Below are 20,401 nucleotides of genomic sequence, written 5' to 3' on the forward strand. Positions count from 1 at the left end.
GACAGCCGTCATGCGGCCCACTCCGCCAGACTGGCAAACCGCACGAACGCACTCAGGAACTGGAGCCTGACCGTCCCGACCGGCCCATGCCGCTGCTTACCGATAATGATCTCCGCAATGCCCTGCTGATCGGTCTGCGGGTTGTAATACTCGTCCCGGTAGATGAACATCACCACGTCCGCGTCCTGTTCCAGCGCGCCGGATTCACGCAAGTCGCTGAGCATGGGCCGATGGTTGGGCCGCTCTTCCACCTTGCGGCTGAGCTGGCTGAGCACCAGGAAAGGAATCCCGAACTCGCGGGCCAGTTGCTTCAGTGCCCGGCTGATCGTGCTGATTTCCTGCTGACGCTGATCACTGCCGCTCGTGCTGCCCGCATTCATCAGTTGCAGGTAATCGATGATGACCAGCCTCAGCGGCTTTTCCTTGTGTAGCCGACGCAGCTTGGAGGGCAGGGTTCGCAGGTGACTGTCGTTCGCCGCGTCATCCAGCAGGGTCAGCGGCAACTGGCCCAGGCGTTCGGCCTTCTGCTCGAAGCGGCTCTTCTGGGCCGGGGTCAGGTGGCCCCGGCCGAACATGGCCCCCTGCATGGCGGTGGCGTCAATGCTGGCTGCACTTGCCAGCAGGCGGACCACAAGCTGCTGGCGGGGCATCTCCAGACTCACCACTGCCACCTGCCCGGCGTCTCCCCGGTTCGCGAGTCCGGCGGCGACGTTCTCGCCGATGTTCAGTGCCAGACCGCTCTTGCCCATCGCAGGGCGCGCGGCCAGGATGTTCAGGGTGGACGGGAACAACCCGCCGCCCAGCTGATCGTCCAGGTCATGAAAGCCAGTGGACAGGGGCGCAACGCCCTGACCGCTCAGCACGTCGCTCAGCACGTCCACCACCACGTCACCCACGCTGAACGCACCGAACTGCGCGGTGGTGTCCAAGTCTGCGCCGATCTGCGCGGCCTGGGCCAGCACGTCCTCAAGGGGCAGTTGGGCGTCGTAGGCCGTGCGCTGCAGCGCGCTGCTCTGGCGGATCAGTTCGCGCAGGGTCCACTTCTCACGTACGATCCGGGCGTAGTGCTCGGCGTACGCGGCAGTGGGCGTCTGGTCCCCCAGGCCGATCAGGTAGGCCACACCGCCCACCTCGTCCAGTTCTCCGGTGCGGGTCAGTTCGGTGTGCAGGGTGGTCAGGTCCAGCGGTGAACCCTGAGCCTGCAGGCGTTGCATGGCCACGAAGATCTTGCGGTGGCCTTCCCGGTAGAACATGCTGGGGGTCAGTTCAGCGATGGCCTCCAGGCTGAGGATGTCGGGGTCCAGCAGCAAGCTGCCCAGCACGCTGATCTCGGCTTCCAGGCTGTGGGGGGGAACACGGGGGGCAAAGTCGCTCATTGCATGTCCTGCCATGCCTGCTCCTGCCGCTCGGAGGCGTACGTCTGAGAGTAGGCCCTGGCGTAGGCGTCCAGCGCGGTAGGGCCATAGCCCAGATAGGTGTCGTAAGCGTCTGGCGTGGAGTCAAACGGGTCAGGCTCAGTGATCACGCACTTCCAGCGAAATTGATCACGCACCTGAACTTCGGTCAGGTGGTAGCTGTGCCGGGCAATCAAGGCATTCAGCTCCCCTTCGGTGGTCAGCCTGGGTTCACTCACGCCAGCACCTCCCAGCCTGCCACCACGGCGTCCGGCCGATCCTGCGGGGCGCTGCCTTCCTCGAAAATCACGTTGCCATACGCGGTTTCTTCCACTGTCCAGACCTGGCCCGTCTGCGGATCGCGGCGGCGCTCGCCGGGCCTGCACTTCGCCTCGCCGAACACCCGTCCGACGTCCCTGGTCGTGCGCTGGGCCGCCTGTTTTGCGGCAGTCACCTTCGCCATGCGGGCCACCAGGGCGGGCCAGGGGTGGGCGTAGCTGCCGGCGGCAGTGATCTCGCCCGAGTGCTGGGCCAGATCGGCATGCATACCCGCCATCACCCACCCGGCAAACTGGAGGATCTGCGCGTCCTGCGCGGCTTTGGGCAGGCGGTGGGCGCGCGTCCAGGCGCTCCAGATGTCCCACGCGCCCGACGCCGTCAGCGTCTCCTGGGCCTCGCGGTACGTCGCCGGGCCGGGCGGAACAGTTTCAGAGTCGGTCACGTTAACGATTTCTCCCTTGCCTGACACGGTTTTTTCCTGTGAGGGTGAAGGCTTGTCGCCGCTGTTGGCCTCGTCAGAGGCCGCGCCGTCAGGCGCAAGCCGTTCGGGCGTTTCGGTTTTGAGTTCATTTTTTTGAAGTGAGGTTTCAAGGGCAACAACAGCCGGCGGAATCTGGGCGGGCCATAGAGACCCAGCAATGAAGATGTTGTTGTCTTTTAATTTCCTTCTCCTTCCTTCTACTTCCTTCAGGGAAAGAAATTTGCTGTACTGGACAGCGTTGCCGCTCTTAACTGACGTACGGTCATTCGCATTCCCGTTCGCACCACCGTTCGCATGGGCGTTCGCCGGGGTTTTGCCGTAGCGCCAGGCCCGGCCTTCCGAATGGCAAAACCCGGCTGCTTCCAGGGCCTTAAGGGCCTTCTCGACGGCCCGCTGACCCAGGTCCGTTTCAACCTGGATCTCGGCCACCGTCATGGGCGATTTGCGGGTGTAGTTGTGCCGCTCAGCAAGCGCGGTCAGGACACGGGTGTCGGCGCTGCCGTGGCGTTTCTGATAGTCGACCACGGCGCTGTCCGTCGTGGTGTACGTGCCGGCTTCCCGGCGGCGGGAGGTGCGCGGGGCGGGTTCGGCAGGGGCCGGAAATTTGAGGTTCTGCGCGGGGGTCATGCGCTCACCGCCTGATACAGCTCACGGACGCGAGCCAGAGCCTCAGGCTCCAGTGTCCACAGCCCCTGCGCGCCCCGGTGCGGGACGGCTTCAGGAAGGGGTGTGACTTTTAGACACCAGTGGTACTGATTCTGGGCTGCCCAGGGTGACGGGCTATCCCGTCGCACGTCCACCAGCTGGGCAACAGCGATGATGCCGGAATGAACCACTGCAGAAAGGCTATTTGGATGGATACTGGGCAGATTGCAACCCTGCCATTCCATCCACACCAAGGCGTCCATGATCTCGTTGGCATAATCGCTGTTGATCTTGTCTGAGCCGCCGTGCAGGGCCAGGAACATCCCCACGCTGCCACCTTGACGGGAAGGGTGCCAGGTGCGGTTCTCCACGTCCTTGCCCGCTGTCTGGAACGCCCACGCCCATGGGTGGCGCAAGGTCAGCCCACGAATCTCAGTGCGCGTCATGCTGCCACCACTTCAGCTGCCAGCGCCTCGCGCACCCGCTCCGCGAACGCCGCGCCGTGTGACGACGCCAGGGCGCACAGCATGGCCTCACGGGCTTCTTCGGGCAGCTCAGCCACCTGATCGGCCCAGAACAGCACCAGATCAGCGCTGACCCTGGAGTGGGGCAAAGGGGCCGAAGCTCGCACGGTTTCAATCGGCCGCTGGTGCATGACCTTCCCCTTCCACGTCGTGGCGAACTTCGGCCAAGACTTCCGTGCCTACCAGATCGGGCCAGTGCTTCAAGATGATGCCCCGCCATTCGGCCATGTCCTTTTCGTCGCTGCTCTTGGGGTCATCCCAGTCGGTGGGGTCATAGCCCACGGCCTGCAACAGCGTGGACAGGTCATCCATCGCGCAGCGGGCCAGGAACGCTTCGGGGCTGTCCGCGTCCTCAGTGATCGGCGTGAACTCGGCGTCCTCGGTCTCGCTGCTGGGCAGGGCCTGGATTTCCTTCGGTGCGTTCAGCACGCCCACCGTTACGGTCTGCGGGGCCTCCGGCTGCTGTTCCTCAGCCTCTTCAAACAGGCCTGCGCCCTTGCCCGGTTCCTGCACCTGGACGATCAGGGCCAGCTCAAAGCGGGCAGCATCGAACAGGCTGTTCAGGTCATCGCCCGCGTTTGCCCACTTCTGCAGCGTCGCCACCGGCACGAAGTCCTTCATCTTGCTGCCCTTGCTGGTGAAGACCAGCTTGCGGAAATCGCCGTCGCTGCGCTGGGCCACCCGCACGGTAAAGGTCACGTCCTTGCTGTCCTGGGCATTGTGGGCGGCGCGCAGGAATTCCAGGGCGTCAGCGGGCACCTGCACGTCCAGCAGGCTGATCAGGTCATCGTGCGTGTCGTATTTGGTTTCGGTGCGGTAGGCCCGGACGGTGTATTCGCTCTTCATGGTTGGCTCCCCGTGTTTGAATCAAGAAGTGAGCCGGGAAGCGGACCTCCCGGCCTTTGGGTTAAAAAGCGAGTACTTTTCTTTGAGCTTCGGAAAAAGCCTGTGCGGCCTCGTGGTTGTCCCAGCCGCTGAAGGTGTCGAGGATGCCCACGGCCTGTTCCTCGGTCAGCTCTTTGGTGCCGACGGCTGTTTCCTGGCCCGTGAGGTAGCCCCACAGGAATGCGCGGTCCTGGCTGGTCTTGGCTCCGGCGCGGGCGGCGTGCTGGCTCAGCAGTTGCCGCTGCTCTGACGTGGCCAGGGCGGGCGTCAGGACGGCGTCCACCACGTCCGGCTCTGTTGCGGTCTGCGGGGCTTCCTGGGCAGGCTCAGCGGGCGGGACGGGGCGGTTGCTCAGGACGGCTTTCAAGTCCTGGCGCAGCGCGGCGGCCTGGCTGGCGTTGGTGCGCCATTCGCTGTATCTGGCGGCGTAGGCCTTCTCGTCAATGTCGGGGCGGGCTTCGGCCCACAGGGCCTTGATCTCGCCCGTCAGGGCCTCGCTGGGGCCAGGGGTGCGGGCGGGGGTGCCGGCCTGTTCCTGGACTTCGCGGGTGATGTTGGCGGGGCGGGTGGTCTGGGCAGGTGCGGTGTCTTTGGGGTTGTCGGCCTGGGCCATTTCGTCAGAGGTGTACAGTCCCGAAAGATCGTTGGGGAAGGCGCTGCGCAGCGCCTGGGCCTCGGCGCACTTCGCAATCATGACGTCGGGCATCTTGCCCCACAGCCCCATCGGCGCCCCGTCCCGCTTCCGGCTGATGTACGCCTCCAGACGCGCCACGGCCCACAGCGGCTCAGCAAAGCCCCGGCGCAGCACGCCCACTTTTGCGGCGGCGGGTGGTTCTTTCTGGAGCCAGACGTCTTTCCATTCGCCGTCTTCACCGCACCAGAACGGCCCCACGCGGCCCGCGTACTGGCCGTGCCGTTCGGCGATCACGCGGAAGCCGTCAATGGCCACCTGAACGGTCATCTTCTGGGTCTTGACCCATTGGCCGTTGACCTGCTTGCTTTCTTCGCGCATGACGGCGTAGATCTGGCGGCTGAAGGGGTCGAGCCCGGTGCGGCGGCACTGCGCGATGAAGAGGGACAGTTCGCCGTCGGATGCGCCAGGGGCGATCTGGGTTTTGATCAGTTCGATCTGTTCCGGGTCGAAGTGGATGGGGGCCAGGGTCATGTTTGGGGTGGGGCGGTGTTCGATGGCGGTCATTTCCTCACCGTGCCTTCGCCCCGACAGTGGGGGCAGTTGATTCGAGGGGGCCTTGTCTTGCCGTTAGTGCAGGTGCAGGGGCGCTCAGTCCAGTGCGAGCCGTAGTCGAGGTGTCCACCCCGGTAGACAACGAGGCTGCCCAGCCCGTCAGCGCACAGCGCGCGGGCCAGAACGTCGGTGTGGACGGGAATGCCGACAGGCCGCACCAGGAAACGGCAGCGCGTCGGAGAGGCACCAGCGGCGTCAAGTAATGCGCTCCACTGCTGCTTGGAGAGGGGGACAAGGCTGGTCATGCGAACAGCCTCAGCAAGTCGTCGGCGTCGGCCATCTTCCAGGCCTTGAAGCCCAACCCAATGCTCACGCCGATCAGGACCGGCAATTCCGTGAAGACGCCGAGGACGATGCAGGCAATGGCCAGCACGATCATCAGGAATGTGGCCCGTCTCATGCCGCCGCCCGCAGGCCCATCCAGGCCAGGAACGCAGCGTGGGCCGCCTCGGCACGGGCCATGTACTGCTGGTGGGCCTCTGAGGCCAGCTCCAACGGCACGCGGGTCATGACGTACTGAGCTGCGTCCCGTTTCTGCACGGCACGCTCGTAGGCAAGGCGGGCGGACTCTTCGGAGGTGGGGGCAGTCATGCCGCATCCCCCTGAGCCGCCAACTCCTTCACTGTCTTCTGGCTGAGCGCGTTCTGGAGCAGCGCACCGCAGTCGCAGCACGCCACCCAGATGCGGTTGTTGTACGTGCCAGGGTCATACGTTGCCCCGGCGTATAGCCGGTGGGGCGGGTGGGCACAGCCGACGGTCTTCTTTCGCTTGCTCACGCCGCCGTCCCCTTGAACTGCGCCAGCCACCCTGCGGCCAGCCCCACCAGTCCCGCGCTCGCCTCGTCCCGCGTGGTCCAGCTGCCCTTGCCGGTCAGGTTGTATCGGACCTTCACGTTTCCGGTCTTGTTGCGCCGCTCGCTGCGGATCACCGCGTCGAAGGTGAAGGCAAAGCCAGTACTGCGACGGGTGACCGTGAAAGCCAGCGTTTCGGTCTTGCTGGTCTGCCCGACGCCCTTGATCTCAACGGCGTAGTTCTCGCCCTCAAAGGCGATCACGGCGTCCACGTTCACGGGGTTGAAGGGAATGTGGTGCAACCGGGCGTGGCTGTGCGCGCTGGCCAGGGCCGCGTTGAAGGCGAATCGGGCCGCCTGTTGGGCACGGGTGTCTACCAGGGTGGACGTGGGGTGGTGTATGCTCATGGCAGGAATCTCCTTTTGTAGGTGGCACGCGAGCTGAGAGGCGCGTGCCATGTTTTTTGGTCAGCCAGCCAGATGGCTGGACTGCCGGACGCCCATAAGGGCGAGAACGTTGATGAGTGGACCCGGTACAAGTGTTGGAAATCTCACATCGGGTGTGCTGGCGGGTGTACGGTACATAGGATTCCCCCTGCAATCGGGATTCCTGTTCTGACTCCTCGGTTTCTCAGGCCTTGGATGGAGTCAGTCAGGTCTAGAAGGTGTGGTTCAGCCCGCGCGTTTTGCGGAGGGCTGCTGTCTCAGCGGGCCGACTGGCCGCGCTGCCGTTCACGCGCCAGATGCGCGGGTTGGGTCAGGGTGAGGTGCGTGGTCAGGGCCTGCTGGCCCTCGCGCTGGCGGGCGGCCACGTAGGCGTCCAGGTCCGTGCGGGCCACCCGGATGGGGCCTCCGGGGAAGATCGGGAAGGCGAGCAGCAGACCGTCACCGATCAGTGCGTAGACCTTGCTGCGGCTGATGCCCAGCAGTTGCCCGGCCTGCGCGGGCGTCAGCGCCAGCAGATCGGAGAGGGCGAGGCTGGGGGCGGGGGTCATATGGATGTTTCCTGTTTTATGGATGTATTTATACCAGCAGGAAAAAAAAGAGCTTGAACCTCAACGGCAAGGGCTTCGGCAATTGCTTGGGCCGTCTTAGTCTCGGTCCCATTGACTGTTCCCAATTCGTGGGAACGGATAGTCAGCGACGAAATACCGGATTTGGCGGCTAGCTCATCGCGCGACAAGTTCCGTTCCTCCCGCAGCCGCCTGATTTCGCTCATTCGCATATCTCAATAATATAAGCTCATCCGTACATTGTCAATGTACACACGCGGGTCTGCCTGGTCTACCCGGACCTATTTTTAGGATTTGCGGAACTCAATCCGTACATTGTGCGTAGTACGGCCAACATGTACGGACTTATGCCTATGGTTACTCCCAAGAACAAGCCGACTAGGACAGCTCCGCCCGCATGGGCGCTGAAGCTGAAAATGCGCCGGTTGGAGCTTGGGAAGGGGCAAGAGGATATCGTCGCCGATACCGGAGATTCCGTCACACAAGCATGGGTAAGTGATGTTGAGCGTGGGAAAGTTGATTTGAACAACGCGGGCTTTGGGAAAGTTGTCGCCCTCGCCCGCGCCCTGTCCTGGTCCCTTGGCGAGATGCAGCGGGCCACGGGCGTCGACCTGGGGATTGCTGAGGTCACCTTGGTGGGTGAGGGCAGCGCGGACGTCTACCCGCTCAGTGCCGCCCTCTCGCCTGACAATCCTGGCGCTGCGATCGATCACGTAGCTGTTACCCCAGGCGTGTCCCGTCCGCTGCTGCTGCGGGCGGACACCGATGAGATGCAGGGCACCTCCCGGGCCAGCGTTCGCCCAGGCTCGTACCTGCATCTGGATCTGGACCTGACCACGCCTGCCGAGGGTTTGGTCTACGTCATCACGGACCATGAGGGGGTCCACTTGCGTCTGTACACCACCACCCGGCTGGGCGCCGTGTTTCGCGCCGAGAACCGGGAACATGAAGACATTCCGGCCAGCGAAGCCCAAGTGATCGGGCAGGTCATGGCCGTGACCACCGACTATTCCCCCGATCTGAATTAAGGAGCTTCTCTGTGTTCCAGTCTTATTTTTTACCTCGTCGTTCTGTCCCGCACAAAGCTGCTGTGCTGGGTTTCATCAGCGCGGGAAGTCCAGCCGATCCTGATCCGTTTCGTCGCCGCCAGCACCTTCCGATTCCGGCCCCGTTCCGCCGGTTCGGCATGTTCGTCTTTCAGGTGGATGGGGACAGCATGACGCTGAAGGGCGGTGGGGGAATTCGCGCGGAAGACTTTGTCTTGGTGGACGCCCGGGACGTGTTGACGGACCGGGGCCAGGTGTATGCCTTCCGGCTCTCGGACGGATCCATGGTGGTCAAGCGGCTGGCGCTGTGGCAGGGGCGGCCCGCGATGTTTAGCGACAACGCCGCGTACCCGCCTGTGCACCTGGACCGCAGCGTCCGCAACTTGGGCCGCGTGTACGCCTTCAGTGCAGATGGACGGCACTGGACGCCGACAAAGTACCGGAGCTGGGACTGATGGCCGACGCCGCTCCTGAAGAGTCGCCCCAAGGATGGTGGGACGGCTTTTTGTCCATGACTCAGCAGGGTCCAAGGCGGCGTCGGTTCACGTCGAACATTATTTCTATAGGCAACTTTTTGCCTCCGGTGATACTCGTCCTGGTTTCGCTGGGAGCGGCACTTTTCAAGATCCCGACTCAGACTCCTTGGATCATCGGTCTAGGGCTGTTCATTGCCGTTTTCGCCGGATTTACGAAATTGCTCAAGGACGGGCTGGAGCTCCGTGAGAAGGCTCAGAAAAAGAGGTTGGAAGAGGAGCTTGCTGCTGCCCGCGCTGGTGATGAAGAAGCCGCGCTGGAGATCGCAACCAGTGCCAGCCTGAAGGTCTTTGGTTACTGGAAAGAAGTCTCTCGACACCACGAGGACGGCATGGAAAATGCCAACCGGCAGCTTCGGGAAGGAATGCACTTCAACCTCGACGAGCGTGGGAATACAGACGCCATCGATTCATATCTCAGGGCCGTCATTGCTGTATTTGAAGCTTTTTATGAGGACGCCCCGGAAAGCTTCACAGCCAATCTTATGGTGCCGAGTGCGGACTGTAATCAGCTGTGGCTGGTCAAGATTGAACCGGGTGGCGGCGGGCGCAGTAACAACATCCCCAGGGCCATTGAGGTTGGAGACGAGGCATGGGGCGCTGCCGAGGCCTTCCAGACCAAACAGATCGTCTACACCGAAGATGTTCAACAATACGGCAACAGTGGAGAGCGCGGGTATCTCTCGGTAGTCAACATTCCCGTACTGGGCAGCCAGGGCCAGGTGGTGGCACTCGTCAATATCGATAGCCCGCAGATCAGCACTTTTGGCTCGATTGATCGGGTGAAGGGTGCGGCGGGGTACTGCCGCCCGATTCTTTCGTCTCTTTCGCTGTGCCTGAATGATCCACGGCTGTTCAAGGAGGTCCGCCAGTGACCGTAAGCTGGATTAAGGCCAAAGTCATACGGCACCCCTACACTGAGGGTAGCTCTAGCAATCGCCCGGCAGATCTGGGCATCGGAGGCATCCATGAAGAGCAAGACCGCACAGCAGACGGTCGTTCGCAGCGCCTCAACTGGCCGTTACACCATCGATCCAAAGCGGGACAACGCTCCAGTGACGCAGGGCATGCGCGAAGCGGCGCAAGCCATCGCGCGAGCCGTAATGAAAGAAAACGCGACGACCAAAACACTCAAACACACCTGAACGGCTCTCTTTTCTGTCGCCCTGGCCTCGTCGGGGCGGCCTTTCCTTGGGTTGACAGACATGCCTAAGAAGCGCGCCAATGGCGAGGGGACCCTGCATTTCCGTGCGGACCGCAACCTCTGGGAAGCCACCATCACCTTGTCGCGTCACCCCGGCACCGGCAAGCTCAAGCGCCGCAGCGTGTACGGCAAGACCCAGAAAGAAGCCCAGGCCAAGCTGAATGTCCTGAAAAAGGCTCAGGCCGAGGGGACGCTGCGCTCACCAGACCGGACCACCGTCGCGCAGTGGGCCGAGGAATACCTGGAGAACGCCGCCGGGCGGGTCAAGGCCGGAACCCTCCAGAGCTACCGCATGAACCTGAACCTCTATGTCCTGCCTGCCCTGGGCAACATTCGCCTGGACAAACTGACGGCCCGCGACGTGGCCGGGATGATCAACGATCTGGCGCGCGAGAAGGGCGTGCGGACCTCCCAGTATGCCCGCACGCTGATCAGCATGATGCTCAACTACGCCGTCAGCCTGGACGTGCTGCCGCGCAACGTGGCCCGCAACACCCGTCCGCCGAAGTCTACCCGGCAGGAGATGCTGTTCTGGCAGCCGCACGAGGTGCGCACCTTCCTGACCGCGATTGACGGCCACCGCCTGGAGCCGTTCTTCCGCCTGGCGCTGGCCACTGGAATGCGCAAGTCCGAGTTGCTGGGCCTGCGCTGGGCGGACCTGAACCGGCAGACCCTCAGCGTGCGTCAAACCGTGGTGCGGGTGGCCTATGAGCCGAAGATCGAGACGCCGAAGACGAACGCAGGCGTGCGGGACCTGATGCTGGACGCTCCGACGCTGGGCTGGCTGGAGGTGCGCCGCGCAGCGTATCTGGCCGAGCGTGAGGCGGCAGGGGAGAGCTGGGCTGAGCATGACCTGATGTTCGGGGATAAAGAAGGCCGCCCACTGATGCCGTGGCGCATTGACCATTACTGGCGGGCGTTGCGGGACGGTTGCGGCGTCAAGCAGATCCGCTTTCATGACATCCGGCACACCTACGCCACGTTGGCGATTGCTTCGGGCATGGACGTGCGGATGCTGGCCGAGCGGTTGGGGCACGCGGACGCGAGTATCACGTTGCGCATCTATTCCCATATCCTGGACAGCCAGCGCCGCCGCTCGGCGCAGAGCTTGGACAGCCTGCTGGAGGTGGCCGAACGTACGGCAATCCATCCGGCAACAGGAAAAAATGTGGGCGAATTTCTGGGGACGGGGGCGGATGAGAAAGCCGGATAATTGGACGTTCTGAGACGCTGGGGGATGTGGTTGGACGTTCGGCTGCCGTCTCAAAATCGAGCGGGAAACCGTGGGGGTTCGAGTCCCCCCATCGGCACCACCAGGAGCACAAGCCCATGCGTCTGCGTGGGCTTTTTGCTTGGGCTGATCTCCTGTGCCGGGGCCGATGGATAGAGTCTGAATTCACGACAATCGAGTGCCGCCCAGCGCAGCCGGAAGTGGCCTCGAAAGAGGGTTTATGCTGCTGTCTGGGCTCTATCAGAGAACTCCGGCGCCCGTCTGCACTGTGCAGGACGCTGACTTGATCACTCTGCAACAGCTGCGGGAGTTTCAGCGGTAGCTCCGAGTGCTGCGGGGGTGCGGGTCACACTGCGCTGGGCTGCCGAGGAGGCGCTGATGGTCAGTGACTCCACCCCGAAGCTGCTCTGTGCTGAGGTGGAGCGCGGCCTGAAGGGCGCTTCGGGAGGGCTGGCACAGCGAGAGTCAGGGTGGCCAGACGGGCCAGAAGAGTCTCCCTGATGCGTCCACCTGAACTGGTCCTGTGGCGATGCGGCGTGTCGGGCGTGCCGCAGCAGTGCGCGTGCCGTCGGGGTCAGTCGCAGTGGCCCGAAAGGGCCAGAGGCACTGCTCCCGAAGGCGGGCGCGGGGCAGGGGCCTCTGGCGGCACGCTGGGGCCACCGGGACATTGGCCGGCACAGGAGGAATAAAGATGACGACGACGGACTGGATCGTGAACCTGAGCATTCTGGCCCTGATGGTATTGACCGCCCTGGGCACGCGCCCAATCACTTTCATGACGTATCTGCGGCCCCTGCTGATCGTGGTGGGCGTGGGCCTGGTATTCCTGCGGGGCCTGCCCGTCAGCGGGCCGGATGTGGGCCTGGAGCTGGCAGGCGTCGGCGCAGGCGTGGTGTTCGGGGTGCTGGCGGCGGGCGTCTCGCGGGTGTCGTGGCAGGGGGGCCGGGTGATGCTGTCGTCGGGCGCGCCCTACGCGGCGGTGTGGCTGGCCGCCATCGCGCTGCGGGTGGCGTTTGCCGAACTCGCCACGCACAATGCCGACTTCGGGCGCGGGGTGGCGCAGTTCAGCATGCAGCACCAGATCACGGGCGCGGACGCCTGGCGCGCGGCCTTCGTGCTGATGGCGCTGGCGATGATCGTGACGCGGGTGGGACTGGTCGCCCTGCGGGCCGGGATGGTTCAGGGCGCGGTGCGGGCGAACCTGGCCGCGCCGCAGCCGGAGGGCGTCCAATGACCGCCCCTGCCGTGTCGTGGCCCCGTTCCCGCGAGGCGCTGGCCCTGCCGCTGTTCTTCGGCCTGACCTTTGCGCTGTCGTGGACGGTCTGGGGCTTCCGAATTGCCGAGACGCGCGGCTGGACGACGCTGCATCTGCCGCAGCTTCTGGCCTTCACGGCCTTGCCCACGGCGGCGCTGCTCACGGCGGCCCTCACCGGCGGACGGGTGGCGGTGCTGGCTTGGCTTGCCCGCCTGGGCCGCTGGCGGGTCAGCCCGCGGTGGTACGCGCTGGCCCTGCTGGGCCTGATACCGGTGGGGGGGCTGGCGCTGGGGCTGTTCCGACTGGGCGGCGGCAACGTGCCCGTCGGCACCGGGCTGACGCTGGCGGCCCTGCCCGCCTTTCTCCTGAACGAGACGATGTTCATGCTGCTGACCGAGGAAAGTGGCTGGCGCGGGTTCGCGCTGCCCCGGTTGCTGCGGCGCATGTCCCCGCTGGCGGCGGGCCTGCTGCTGGGCGGGGTGTGGGGGCTGTGGCACCTGCCGCTGTTCTTCATTCCCGGCGAGGCGCAGGCGCTGTACTCGCCCGCTGCCTTTGGCCTGCTGATTCTGCCCACCAGCGTGCTGTTGACCGCCCTGCACCTGCGCTCGCGTGGCAGCGTGCCGGTGGCGGCGCTGTTCCACGCGGCCTTCGACGGCATGTTCGTGCTGCTGGGGGTGGGCCACCACCCGGCGCTGATGTGGTGGCTGGTGCTGGTGGTCTGGCTGGCCGCGGCGGCGGTCTACGCGCTGGGTGGGCTGCGGCCCACGCCTCAGTCGGCCGGGGGAACGCGCCTGTTCCCAGCACCGCCTGAAGGCGTGGCGGCGAGGTGAGGCGGGGCTGGGTGGAGGGCATCCAGCCCGTCTCCAGCGCCTGCCCCAGCCCCCACACGCCCATCTCTGCCTGCCGCAGTTGCAGGTACTTGCCGGCCACGCTGTGCTGATGAAGATTTCTCCGGCAGCCACCCGCCGCACCGCATCGAACAGTTCTTGCAGGCGTACGTTCTTGAGCAGGTAGCCGCTGGCTCTGGCGCGGATGCCGTCCAGCACGTAGTCCTCGGTGTCGAAGGTGGTCAGGATCGGCACCTGCGAGGCCAGCCCCATTTCCCGGATACGCGCAGTGGCCTGCACGCCGTCCAGCTTGGGCCTCTGCACGTCCATCAGGATCACCTGTGGAGCCAGGGTCTGGGCGAGGCGCACGTCCTACAGCCCATTACCCGCCTCGCCAGCAACGTGACGGCGTCCTTCCTCACTAGACCTGATTCTGCTGGCGAATTCCCAGGATGGCGCGCACAATGAGAAATGCTGCGTCCTACCGCGATCCCAGAGGTTCCGGCTGATACTGCCCGCATTGCCCGCGCTGCGTTTCCCAAAGGTGCGCCTTTTCTCCGCCTGCGCGATGAACTCGGCGTCTTCCTCACCGACCAGGATTTCGCCTATCTCTATCCCCGACGCGGGCAGCCTGCGGCTGCCCCATGGCGATTGATGCTGATCAGCGTCATGCAGTACGCCGAAAACCTGACTGACCGTCAGGCGGCGGATGCTGTACGGGGTCACCTGGCCTGGAAATATGCCCTGTCATTGGAACTGGATGATCCTGGTCTGGATGCGAGTGTGCTCTGTGAATTCCGAACCCGTCTCCTCACAACGCCCGAACCGTTGAGCTGGCTGGATCAGTTGTTGTCCTTGTGCGTTGAGCGGGGCCTGCTGCAACGACACGGCAAGCAGCGCACCGACTCGACGCATGTCCTGGCTGCCATCCGTGTCATGAATCGTCTGGAACTGGTCACAGAGTGTCTTCGGGCAGCTCTGAATGCCCTGGCGACTTTTGCGCCAGATTGGCTGCGTGAGGTGGCTGACCCGGAGTGGTATGACCGCTACGGACACCGCATGGAGAACTACCGATTTCCGAAGAGTGAACGGGGCAAGCAGGTTTACGCTGATCAGATCGGCAAAGACGGGCAAACGTTGTTGGCCCTGATCGCCCGCGACGATGCGCCGCAAGGCAGTCAGCACCTCAGCGAGGTGCTGACCCTGGAACGCTGCTGGCAACGTCAATTTACTGGTCTGAATAGCGTGATTCGTTTCCGTCTCCGCAGCGAGTTGGTCAAGGACCGAGAGATGCAGGTGGAATCACCTTACGATCCTGAAGCTCGCTACAGCACGAAACGGGGGCGAGAATGGCACGGCTACAAGGTTCATGTCTCTGAAACCTGCGATGACGGCCTGCCTCATCTCATCACCCAGGTCACGACCACGACAGCAGAAGTGCAGGATGCCCCACTGGGACAGCAAATTCAGACCGACTTATTTCGCCGTGATCTCCAGCCGACAGAACACTGGGTCGATGCGGGCTACAACGCTGCAGAGCTGATTGTGCGGGCCAAGGAGCAGCATGGTACGGAAATCATTGGACCTGTCCGGCCCAATACGTCTCAAGCTTACCGAACAGCTGGGGCGTTCACGTTGCGAGATTTCCAGATCGACTGGGACAGACTGAAGGCCACCTGCCCGCAGGGTAAAGAGAGTGAGCGCTGGCAGGCAACAAAGCGTAAATCTGGGCGACCCATCATCATCACGACGTTTTCTGCAAAAACGTGTCAGGAGTGTCCGGTTCGGACACAGTGCGTGACATCCGCAACGCGCCCCAAATCGTTGACGTTCCAGCCCCAGGCCCAGCAAGAAGCGCTGCATGCGGCCCGAGACGCCATGATTGATCCAGAGGCGCAGCGCCGCTATCAGCGGCGCGCAGGCATTGAGGGCACCCTTTCACAGGGGGTTCGAGCCTTTGGGTTGAGGAAATGTCGGTACCGAGGACTGCAAAAAGCGCGTCTACAGCATGTGTTGACTGCCCTGGCGATCAATGTGATTCGTCTCTGTGTCTGGTTGGATGGTGATCGCCCCGAAGGAACGAGAGTCTCGCGCTTCACCCAACTGCGGGCCGCCTGAATTCGCCAGCAGAATCAGACCTCTTGGGAAAGTCGGTTCGGTAAGGTGACCGACATGTTTCACCCCCGCTACGAGCAGACCATCACGCTGAACCCCAGCGGTTTTCGACGTCGTACAGGCGTCTGTCCAGAGGTGTTCGCCGACATGCTTGAGGCGCTGCACGACTGGCACAGGCGAAAGACCCGTGCAGGCCGCCCTCCAGCCTTGCGCCTGGAAGAGCAACTGATGCTCACACTCGAGTTCTGGCGCGAGTACCGGACGTTTTGCCATCTGGGTCAGGACTGGGGCATCCACGAGGCGACAGCGCACCGCGCTGTCGTACGGGTCGAGGATGCGCTCTTGGCCAGCGGTCGCTTTTCGCTTCCGGGGCGCAGAGCCCTGCATGCGGACACCACAGTGTGGACCGCCGTTCTCGTCGACGTCAGCGAAATCCCTTGCGAACGGCCCAAAAAAACCAGAAACGCTGGTATAGTGGGAAGAAAAAGCGCCACACCATGAAAGCTCAGCTGCTGGTTCACCCGGTGAGTCGCGCCATCATGTGTACCGCCACGGGGCAGGGGGTGGGCGCACGATCTCACCCTCTTCCGCAGGTCCAAGACGCGCCTCCATCCGGAGACGGAACTGCTGGCGGATGCCGGCTAACAGGGTGTCTGGCGGGAACACGCGTGTTCCCGCACCCCCCACAAAGCCACGAAAAAGAAGCCCCTGACGCCGGATCAACGTGCCCAGAATCGTGACCTGGCCCGCACCCGGCTTCCCATCGAACATGTCATCCAGTCCCTCAAGATCTTCCGGTGCTTGAAGGAGGTCTACCGTCACCGTCGCCGACGGTTTCACCTGCGCCTCCAACTGATTTCAGCGCTCTATAACGTCATGTGCGCCAAGCCGTGACTTTCGCAAGAGGTCTACTGTCGAAAAGGGCGCGCAGGCCAAAGCGCATCAGCGGCTGATCGTCCACGATGGCGACGGTGATGGGCGTCATGGGGTCACGTCCTGGGGCTGGAGGAATGTGGGCAGGGCGGTGCGAGCCTCGGGCAGATCGCGGGCGGGCAGGCTGGCCCCCAGCGGCAGCCGGGCGGTGGCCCCCGCTCCCTCGCCGGGGGCACTGCTCTCAGACGTTTTCTGGAGTGGGCTGGCAGCAGTGAAACTGGTCTGGGGACAGGAGTTTTTGCTGTCTCAGAGAGTGTTTTGCTGCCTCTGTCCCTGCAAAGTCGACATTCGCCGCAACATACACCAGGGTCTCTGGAGACCAGATTCTCGGAGCGAGACTGGAGGTCAATCGGACCACTGTTGAGGGTGCCTCCCATGCCCACAATGCTGACCGGCGGGTCGATCAGGTAGAAGCTCTGGAGATTGGCAGGCCAGCGCCTTTACAACCCCCATCAGTCTATGTTTGCTAGGTGCTCAACGCCCCACGCGGAACCTCCCCGACCACGCCTGCACCGTTGAAGGGTCTGGCCCGTCAAAACTGTACGCAGTGGGGCTGGGTCGAGGGATCTGAAGTCAAAGATGGATATTGCGGTCACTTTGCGGTTTTTCGACAGGAAACGCAATCAATTCGTTCGGCATAAAAGGAAAAACCGCGTACGAGACGCGGTTCTTTCTGGTGGAGGCTTGGGGATTCGAACCCCAGACCCTCCGCTTGCAAATTGAAAATGCTGTCCCAGAGGGCAAATCTATACCGTTCTGGACGGGATTCATTTTTTGGCCCGACCCCAATTTTTCCTCAATGAGCTGTCTTTCTGAGGATTTTGGTGACGGAATGGTGACGGGTTGGTGACGGGTCGGGCTGCAACAGATCGCGTTCCAAATGGAATCGATTTGATCGGCTAGAGGAGACTTTCTGAGAGGTGCCGTCGGGCAACCGGGGCGATGGTGACGATCCTGGTGATGGCGCTTAAATTCCGGAGCCTGATGCTGCGCCAGTCCCTGCTGTTTCAGCTGAGGCGGCGCAGCGCCGGTTGGAGCCAATCCCCTCTGACGGCGCCCTCATCAGCATGGCCGAGGCCAACAGCACAGGCTCTCCTCGGCACGTCCTGTTCACGGCATTAGGATGAAGCGTGACCATGAAGAATAAGAAGAAGGCACCGGGTTCCGAGGATTTCCAGGACATCATCATCCGGCGGACAGGCTCCCCCAGGAACGAACGCTGGTGCGTGGTATTGCTCAGCCGGAGCCCCTCTGGGGCCAGGCTTGTTCATGACGCTCCCTCCAAGCGTCAGGCGTTGGAGTGGGCCCTGGAACACCTGGCGGGCTCAGGGGGCTACGGCGAGAACCTCGCCCGCGTAGAGGCGCTCGAAGCCGGGCACGTCCCTTTTCCAGAGAGCTAAGGCCTGATCCAGGATGGGCTGCACCCAGGCGGGATCATTCCCCTCCTTCACCCGAACCTCAAAGCAGCCGTAGGGGCGGGCGTCCGACGGGGGCAGTCTCCTGATTCCGCCGCAGGCCTGACACTGATAGGCCATGTTGGTCATGCGCTCCAGCAGGGTCACAGGTTCGTCACTGGCCCGCGACCCCGTGCGGCGGAAGATCCAGTCGGCATTGGCGCGCACAGCTTCAGCGGAAGTTAGCGGCGTCACGTCGGCCCGAAAGTTGATTTCCCGGGTGCCCTTGAGGGCATTGCAGACTTTGCACAACAGCTGCAGGTTGTCCTCGCTGTGGTCACCGCCCAGGTAGCGGGGCCGGATATGGTCCACCTGCAAGAAGGTGGTGCGGCCACAGCACAGACATTTGCGGTCCCTGCGCTTGACGGCCTTTTTCATTGCAGTGGGAACCTCTTCGGGCGTGAAGGTCTCCTCGACTGCCCCCAGCGCAGGTGCCGCTTCGGGATGGTGCTCGAGGTACAGCAGGCGGTCGACGCTGGCGTTGTACTGCCGCTTGAACTGATCAAAGCTGCGGTAGAGGTTCTGCCAGAGCCGCTCACCGCTGCCGAACTCGGTCCGCAGGGCCTGGTCTTCCTGCTTGCGCGGCAGTTGCTGCTCGAAGGCCAGACGCTGGGCCAGCGCGTCCAGATCATGTTCCTGGCGGGCCTCGAAGGGCGTGAATGTCGGCCACGTCCCGTTGCGGGCGCGGTGGCGCACCACCGACAGGACGTCGTCGTGCAGCTGGGTCAGCCGCTCGCCTGCTTTGAAAAAGTGCGACACCCAGCCCCGGATGTTCTGGCGGGCCGCCTCACTGAGTTCCACGTCCCCGAAGTCAGTCAGGCGGACCTGATCCAGCTCTGCGAACAGGCGCTGGTACGCCTCCTGGTCAGGGCTGTAGACCGGGATCAGCTGGCGCACGGTTTCGATGTCGTCCCCGTCATCGGCACCCTCCTGGGGCAGCACCGCCGCGTCATAGCTCACCGCGTACCAGCCGACGGGAAGCAGCGTCAGGAAGGGGATGCCCGCGAGCTGTCCGGGATCCAGTTCGCGGGCCAGGTGGGCCACCAGCTCGGCGCTCACCAGTTCTACCGGCAGACGTTCCCTGGCCGCCGTGCCTTCACCGTCATCGACAGGCAGGCCCAGCAGATCGTCCCACCGCGCCCAGTTGATGTGCTGCTTCCAGTCGTCGATGAAGGCAACGATGTAGGCCTCCTCGGTGCCGCCGAAGCGGGGCCCGCGCAGCGCCCGGCCAATCATCTGGGTGATCAGAATGCGGCTGGTCGTCTGCCGGGTCAGGAAGACCGACTTGACGTTGGGAACATCGGTGCCCTCGGTGAGCATGCGGATATTGACCAGCACATCAAGCTCGCCCCGCTTGAACTGGTTGAGCACCAGCGCGTTGTTGGTGGCGCTGCGGGCGTTGCGGGCCTCCACCGAGCCAGGATCTGCCTCCTGATGCGTGAAGATCGCGTCGGCCCGCACGCCCCTTTCCCGCAGCAGCTCGACCAGCGCCGTACATTGATACCAGCGGTCTGCAAAAATGATGGTCTGGCCGTACTTTTCACGGTTCTGGGCGTAGGTGTCGGCAATCATGGCGTTGCGTTCTCGGTGCTGGGCGAGGTGGGCGATGACCCGCTCGGGCAGGTCCCGGTAACTGCCCTGCCACGTCCGGTAATCGGCCTCGCTGAACTCCGGTTGAATATGGGTGACCGGTTCTTCCACGATCGGCCGGGCCAGGATGCCGGCCAGCATCAGTTCCTGGGTCCCCACCTGGTGGAGAATCGTCTGCGGGAAAAGTTTTTGCAGGTAGCCCTGACGCCGCTGGTCCGTGTAGGTCGGCGTTGCGGTGAGGCCCAGCAACACCAGGGCAGGCACCCGCTCCCGCAGACCCTCGATCAGCCGGCGGAAACTCGGGGCCGGCGCGTGGTGGCACTCGTCAAAGACCACGGTGAGGCCGGTCGAGCCAGCCTGGGCCAGGAAGTCGGCCAGCCCCTGGTGGGCGCCGGCAGTCAGGGCCCGCGCCAGGGTTTGCAGCGTGATGATGACGACGTCGTCGCTCGCCCGGATCTCGGCCACCTTGCCGTGGCCCAGGGTGCCAGAGACGGTGCGCAGCGTCAGGCGGTCGCGGTCCCCGCCGATATGGCCCACCTCGTACCGCCCCTCGGCGTCCCGCCCAAAGCCGGCAAAGGCCTGGTCGAGCAGGTGGTGGGTGTGGGCCAGCCACAGCACCTTGTGACCTTTACTGAGCGGCCCCTCGGTCAGGAAGCGGGTGGCGGTAAAGGTCTTGCCGCCGCCGGTGGGGAGCACCAGAATGCCGCCCTTATGTGTTGCCGGCTGGGCGAACCAGCGCCGCAGGCGCAGCAGCGCCTCTTCTTGATGTGCGGCTGGAACCTTGCCCGAGGGATACCGGCGGGCTTCGGCCAGCGGGTACGTGATGATCCCCCGGCGTGTCGCTTGAGTCATGCAGAGAGTATGCCGGGCCAGCCCGTGCGAATTTGCCGCAAATTGGTGCCCTGCCCAGGTGAACCTGCGCCCCAGTGACCGACAGAACTTCAGTCCAAGCGTTG

At 63.7% G+C, this 20,401-nt stretch carries 23 protein-coding genes and 2 pseudogenes; 10 read left to right on the top strand and 15 right to left on the bottom strand.

All coding sequences use genetic code 11. From position 1 onward, the window contains the following. Window positions 1-8: 8 nt before the first annotated feature. The 13 genes from dnaB to FHR04_RS06120 form a co-directional block, all read right to left on the bottom strand. Window positions 9-1,391 carry a replicative DNA helicase gene (gene dnaB / locus FHR04_RS06065; RefSeq protein WP_249039003.1) on the bottom strand — a complete coding sequence of 461 codons (1,383 nt, stop codon included), beginning with the start codon at window positions 1,389-1,391 and terminating at the stop codon, window positions 9-11. Beyond that, on the bottom strand, window positions 1,373-1,633 hold the full coding sequence (locus tag FHR04_RS06070) for a hypothetical protein (RefSeq protein ID WP_139401614.1): 261 nt from the start codon (window positions 1,631-1,633) through the stop codon (window positions 1,373-1,375). The genes dnaB and FHR04_RS06070 overlap by 19 nt, the downstream gene beginning before the upstream one ends. Next, the gene (locus tag FHR04_RS06075) at window positions 1,630-2,781 is read right to left on the bottom strand and encodes a hypothetical protein (protein WP_139401616.1); all 1,152 of its coding nucleotides are present in this window, start codon (window positions 2,779-2,781) and stop codon (window positions 1,630-1,632) included. The genes FHR04_RS06070 and FHR04_RS06075 overlap by 4 nt, the downstream gene beginning before the upstream one ends. Further along, a complete protein-coding gene (locus FHR04_RS06080) occupies window positions 2,778-3,245 on the bottom strand; it encodes an ASCH domain-containing protein (RefSeq protein ID WP_139401618.1) in 468 nt (155 codons plus the stop codon). The genes FHR04_RS06075 and FHR04_RS06080 overlap by 4 nt, the downstream gene beginning before the upstream one ends. Next, on the bottom strand, window positions 3,242-3,454 hold the full coding sequence (locus FHR04_RS06085; protein WP_139401619.1) for a hypothetical protein: 213 nt from the start codon (window positions 3,452-3,454) through the stop codon (window positions 3,242-3,244). Before FHR04_RS06085 ends, FHR04_RS06080 begins: the two co-directional genes overlap by 4 nt. Next, window positions 3,435-4,169, bottom strand: a complete 735-nt coding sequence (locus FHR04_RS06090) for a hypothetical protein (RefSeq protein ID WP_139401621.1) — start codon at window positions 4,167-4,169, stop codon at window positions 3,435-3,437. Before FHR04_RS06090 ends, FHR04_RS06085 begins: the two co-directional genes overlap by 20 nt. A gap of 61 nt (window positions 4,170-4,230) precedes the next feature. Continuing rightward, entirely contained in the window at window positions 4,231-5,406 is a 1,176-nt protein-coding gene (gene bet, locus FHR04_RS06095) for a phage recombination protein Bet (RefSeq protein WP_139401623.1), read from the bottom strand. Between the two features lie 289 nt (window positions 5,407-5,695). After that, entirely contained in the window at window positions 5,696-5,854 is a 159-nt protein-coding gene (locus tag FHR04_RS20895; protein WP_170213867.1) for a hypothetical protein, read from the bottom strand. Beyond that, window positions 5,851-6,045: a hypothetical protein gene (locus FHR04_RS06100; RefSeq protein WP_139401625.1), complete on the bottom strand. Its 195-nt coding sequence runs from the start codon at window positions 6,043-6,045 to the stop codon at window positions 5,851-5,853. The genes FHR04_RS20895 and FHR04_RS06100 overlap by 4 nt, the downstream gene beginning before the upstream one ends. Continuing rightward, entirely contained in the window at window positions 6,042-6,230 is a 189-nt protein-coding gene (locus tag FHR04_RS06105) for a hypothetical protein (RefSeq protein WP_139401627.1), read from the bottom strand. The genes FHR04_RS06100 and FHR04_RS06105 overlap by 4 nt, the downstream gene beginning before the upstream one ends. Then, complete coding sequence (locus FHR04_RS06110; RefSeq protein WP_139401629.1) at window positions 6,227-6,652, bottom strand: hypothetical protein; 426 nt, start codon at window positions 6,650-6,652, stop codon at window positions 6,227-6,229. Before FHR04_RS06110 ends, FHR04_RS06105 begins: the two co-directional genes overlap by 4 nt. Window positions 6,653-6,948: 296 nt before the next feature. Continuing rightward, window positions 6,949-7,239 (bottom strand): helix-turn-helix domain-containing protein, encoded by a 291-nt coding sequence (locus FHR04_RS06115; protein ID WP_139401631.1) that lies wholly within the window; start codon window positions 7,237-7,239, stop codon window positions 6,949-6,951. Further along, window positions 7,236-7,469 (bottom strand): helix-turn-helix transcriptional regulator, encoded by a 234-nt coding sequence (locus FHR04_RS06120; RefSeq protein ID WP_139401633.1) that lies wholly within the window; start codon window positions 7,467-7,469, stop codon window positions 7,236-7,238. Before FHR04_RS06120 ends, FHR04_RS06115 begins: the two co-directional genes overlap by 4 nt. A 141-nt stretch (window positions 7,470-7,610) precedes the next feature. Here FHR04_RS06120 and FHR04_RS06125 point away from each other — a divergent pair, with 141 nt between their 5' ends. The 7 genes from FHR04_RS06125 (at window position 7,611) to FHR04_RS06150 (ending at window position 13,356) form a co-directional block, all read left to right on the top strand. Further along, on the top strand, window positions 7,611-8,285 hold the full coding sequence (locus tag FHR04_RS06125; protein WP_139401635.1) for an XRE family transcriptional regulator: 675 nt from the start codon (window positions 7,611-7,613) through the stop codon (window positions 8,283-8,285). Between the two features lie 62 nt (window positions 8,286-8,347). Next, window positions 8,348-8,758, top strand: a complete 411-nt coding sequence (locus FHR04_RS06130; protein WP_139401637.1) for a S24 family peptidase — start codon at window positions 8,348-8,350, stop codon at window positions 8,756-8,758. Continuing rightward, entirely contained in the window at window positions 8,758-9,711 is a 954-nt protein-coding gene (locus FHR04_RS06135; protein WP_139401639.1) for a hypothetical protein, read from the top strand. Before FHR04_RS06130 ends, FHR04_RS06135 begins: the two co-directional genes overlap by 1 nt. A 93-nt stretch (window positions 9,712-9,804) precedes the next feature. Next, window positions 9,805-9,981, top strand: a complete 177-nt coding sequence (locus tag FHR04_RS20900) for a hypothetical protein (RefSeq protein ID WP_170213868.1) — start codon at window positions 9,805-9,807, stop codon at window positions 9,979-9,981. A 60-nt stretch (window positions 9,982-10,041) separates the two neighbouring features. Then, window positions 10,042-11,253 carry a tyrosine-type recombinase/integrase gene (locus tag FHR04_RS06140; RefSeq protein ID WP_139401641.1) on the top strand — a complete coding sequence of 404 codons (1,212 nt, stop codon included), beginning with the start codon at window positions 10,042-10,044 and terminating at the stop codon, window positions 11,251-11,253. Window positions 11,254-11,962: 709 nt separating this feature from the next. Beyond that, entirely contained in the window at window positions 11,963-12,505 is a 543-nt protein-coding gene (locus tag FHR04_RS06145) for a peroxidase (protein WP_039683963.1), read from the top strand. Beyond that, entirely contained in the window at window positions 12,502-13,356 is an 855-nt protein-coding gene (locus FHR04_RS06150; protein WP_139401642.1) for a CPBP family glutamic-type intramembrane protease, read from the top strand. The genes FHR04_RS06145 and FHR04_RS06150 overlap by 4 nt, the downstream gene beginning before the upstream one ends. A 195-nt stretch (window positions 13,357-13,551) precedes the next feature. Here the strand turns inward: FHR04_RS06150 and FHR04_RS21660 are convergent. Continuing rightward, window positions 13,552-13,683 (bottom strand): annotated as a pseudogene (locus FHR04_RS21660) (response regulator); the annotation flags it as partial. A gap of 141 nt (window positions 13,684-13,824) precedes the next feature. Here FHR04_RS21660 and FHR04_RS06160 point away from each other — a divergent pair. From FHR04_RS06160 to FHR04_RS21335, 3 genes and pseudogenes are all read left to right on the top strand, one after another. After that, window positions 13,825-15,471, top strand: a complete 1,647-nt coding sequence (locus FHR04_RS06160) for an IS1182 family transposase (RefSeq protein ID WP_139401644.1) — start codon at window positions 13,825-13,827, stop codon at window positions 15,469-15,471. Window positions 15,472-15,525: 54 nt separating this feature from the next. Further along, window positions 15,526-15,969, top strand: a complete 444-nt coding sequence (locus tag FHR04_RS21330) for a helix-turn-helix domain-containing protein (RefSeq protein ID WP_249039004.1) — start codon at window positions 15,526-15,528, stop codon at window positions 15,967-15,969. A 186-nt stretch (window positions 15,970-16,155) separates the two neighbouring features. Then, window positions 16,156-16,362 (top strand): annotated as a pseudogene (locus FHR04_RS21335) (transposase family protein); the annotation flags it as partial. A gap of 1,364 nt (window positions 16,363-17,726) precedes the next feature. Here FHR04_RS21335 and FHR04_RS06170 read toward each other — a convergent pair. Continuing rightward, the gene (locus FHR04_RS06170; RefSeq protein ID WP_139401646.1) at window positions 17,727-20,297 is read right to left on the bottom strand and encodes a DEAD/DEAH box helicase family protein; all 2,571 of its coding nucleotides are present in this window, start codon (window positions 20,295-20,297) and stop codon (window positions 17,727-17,729) included. Window positions 20,298-20,401: the final 104 nt, after the last annotated feature.

Source organism: Deinococcus radiopugnans ATCC 19172, from assembly GCF_006335125.1.
GTDB classification, from domain to species: domain Bacteria; phylum Deinococcota; class Deinococci; order Deinococcales; family Deinococcaceae; genus Deinococcus; species Deinococcus radiopugnans.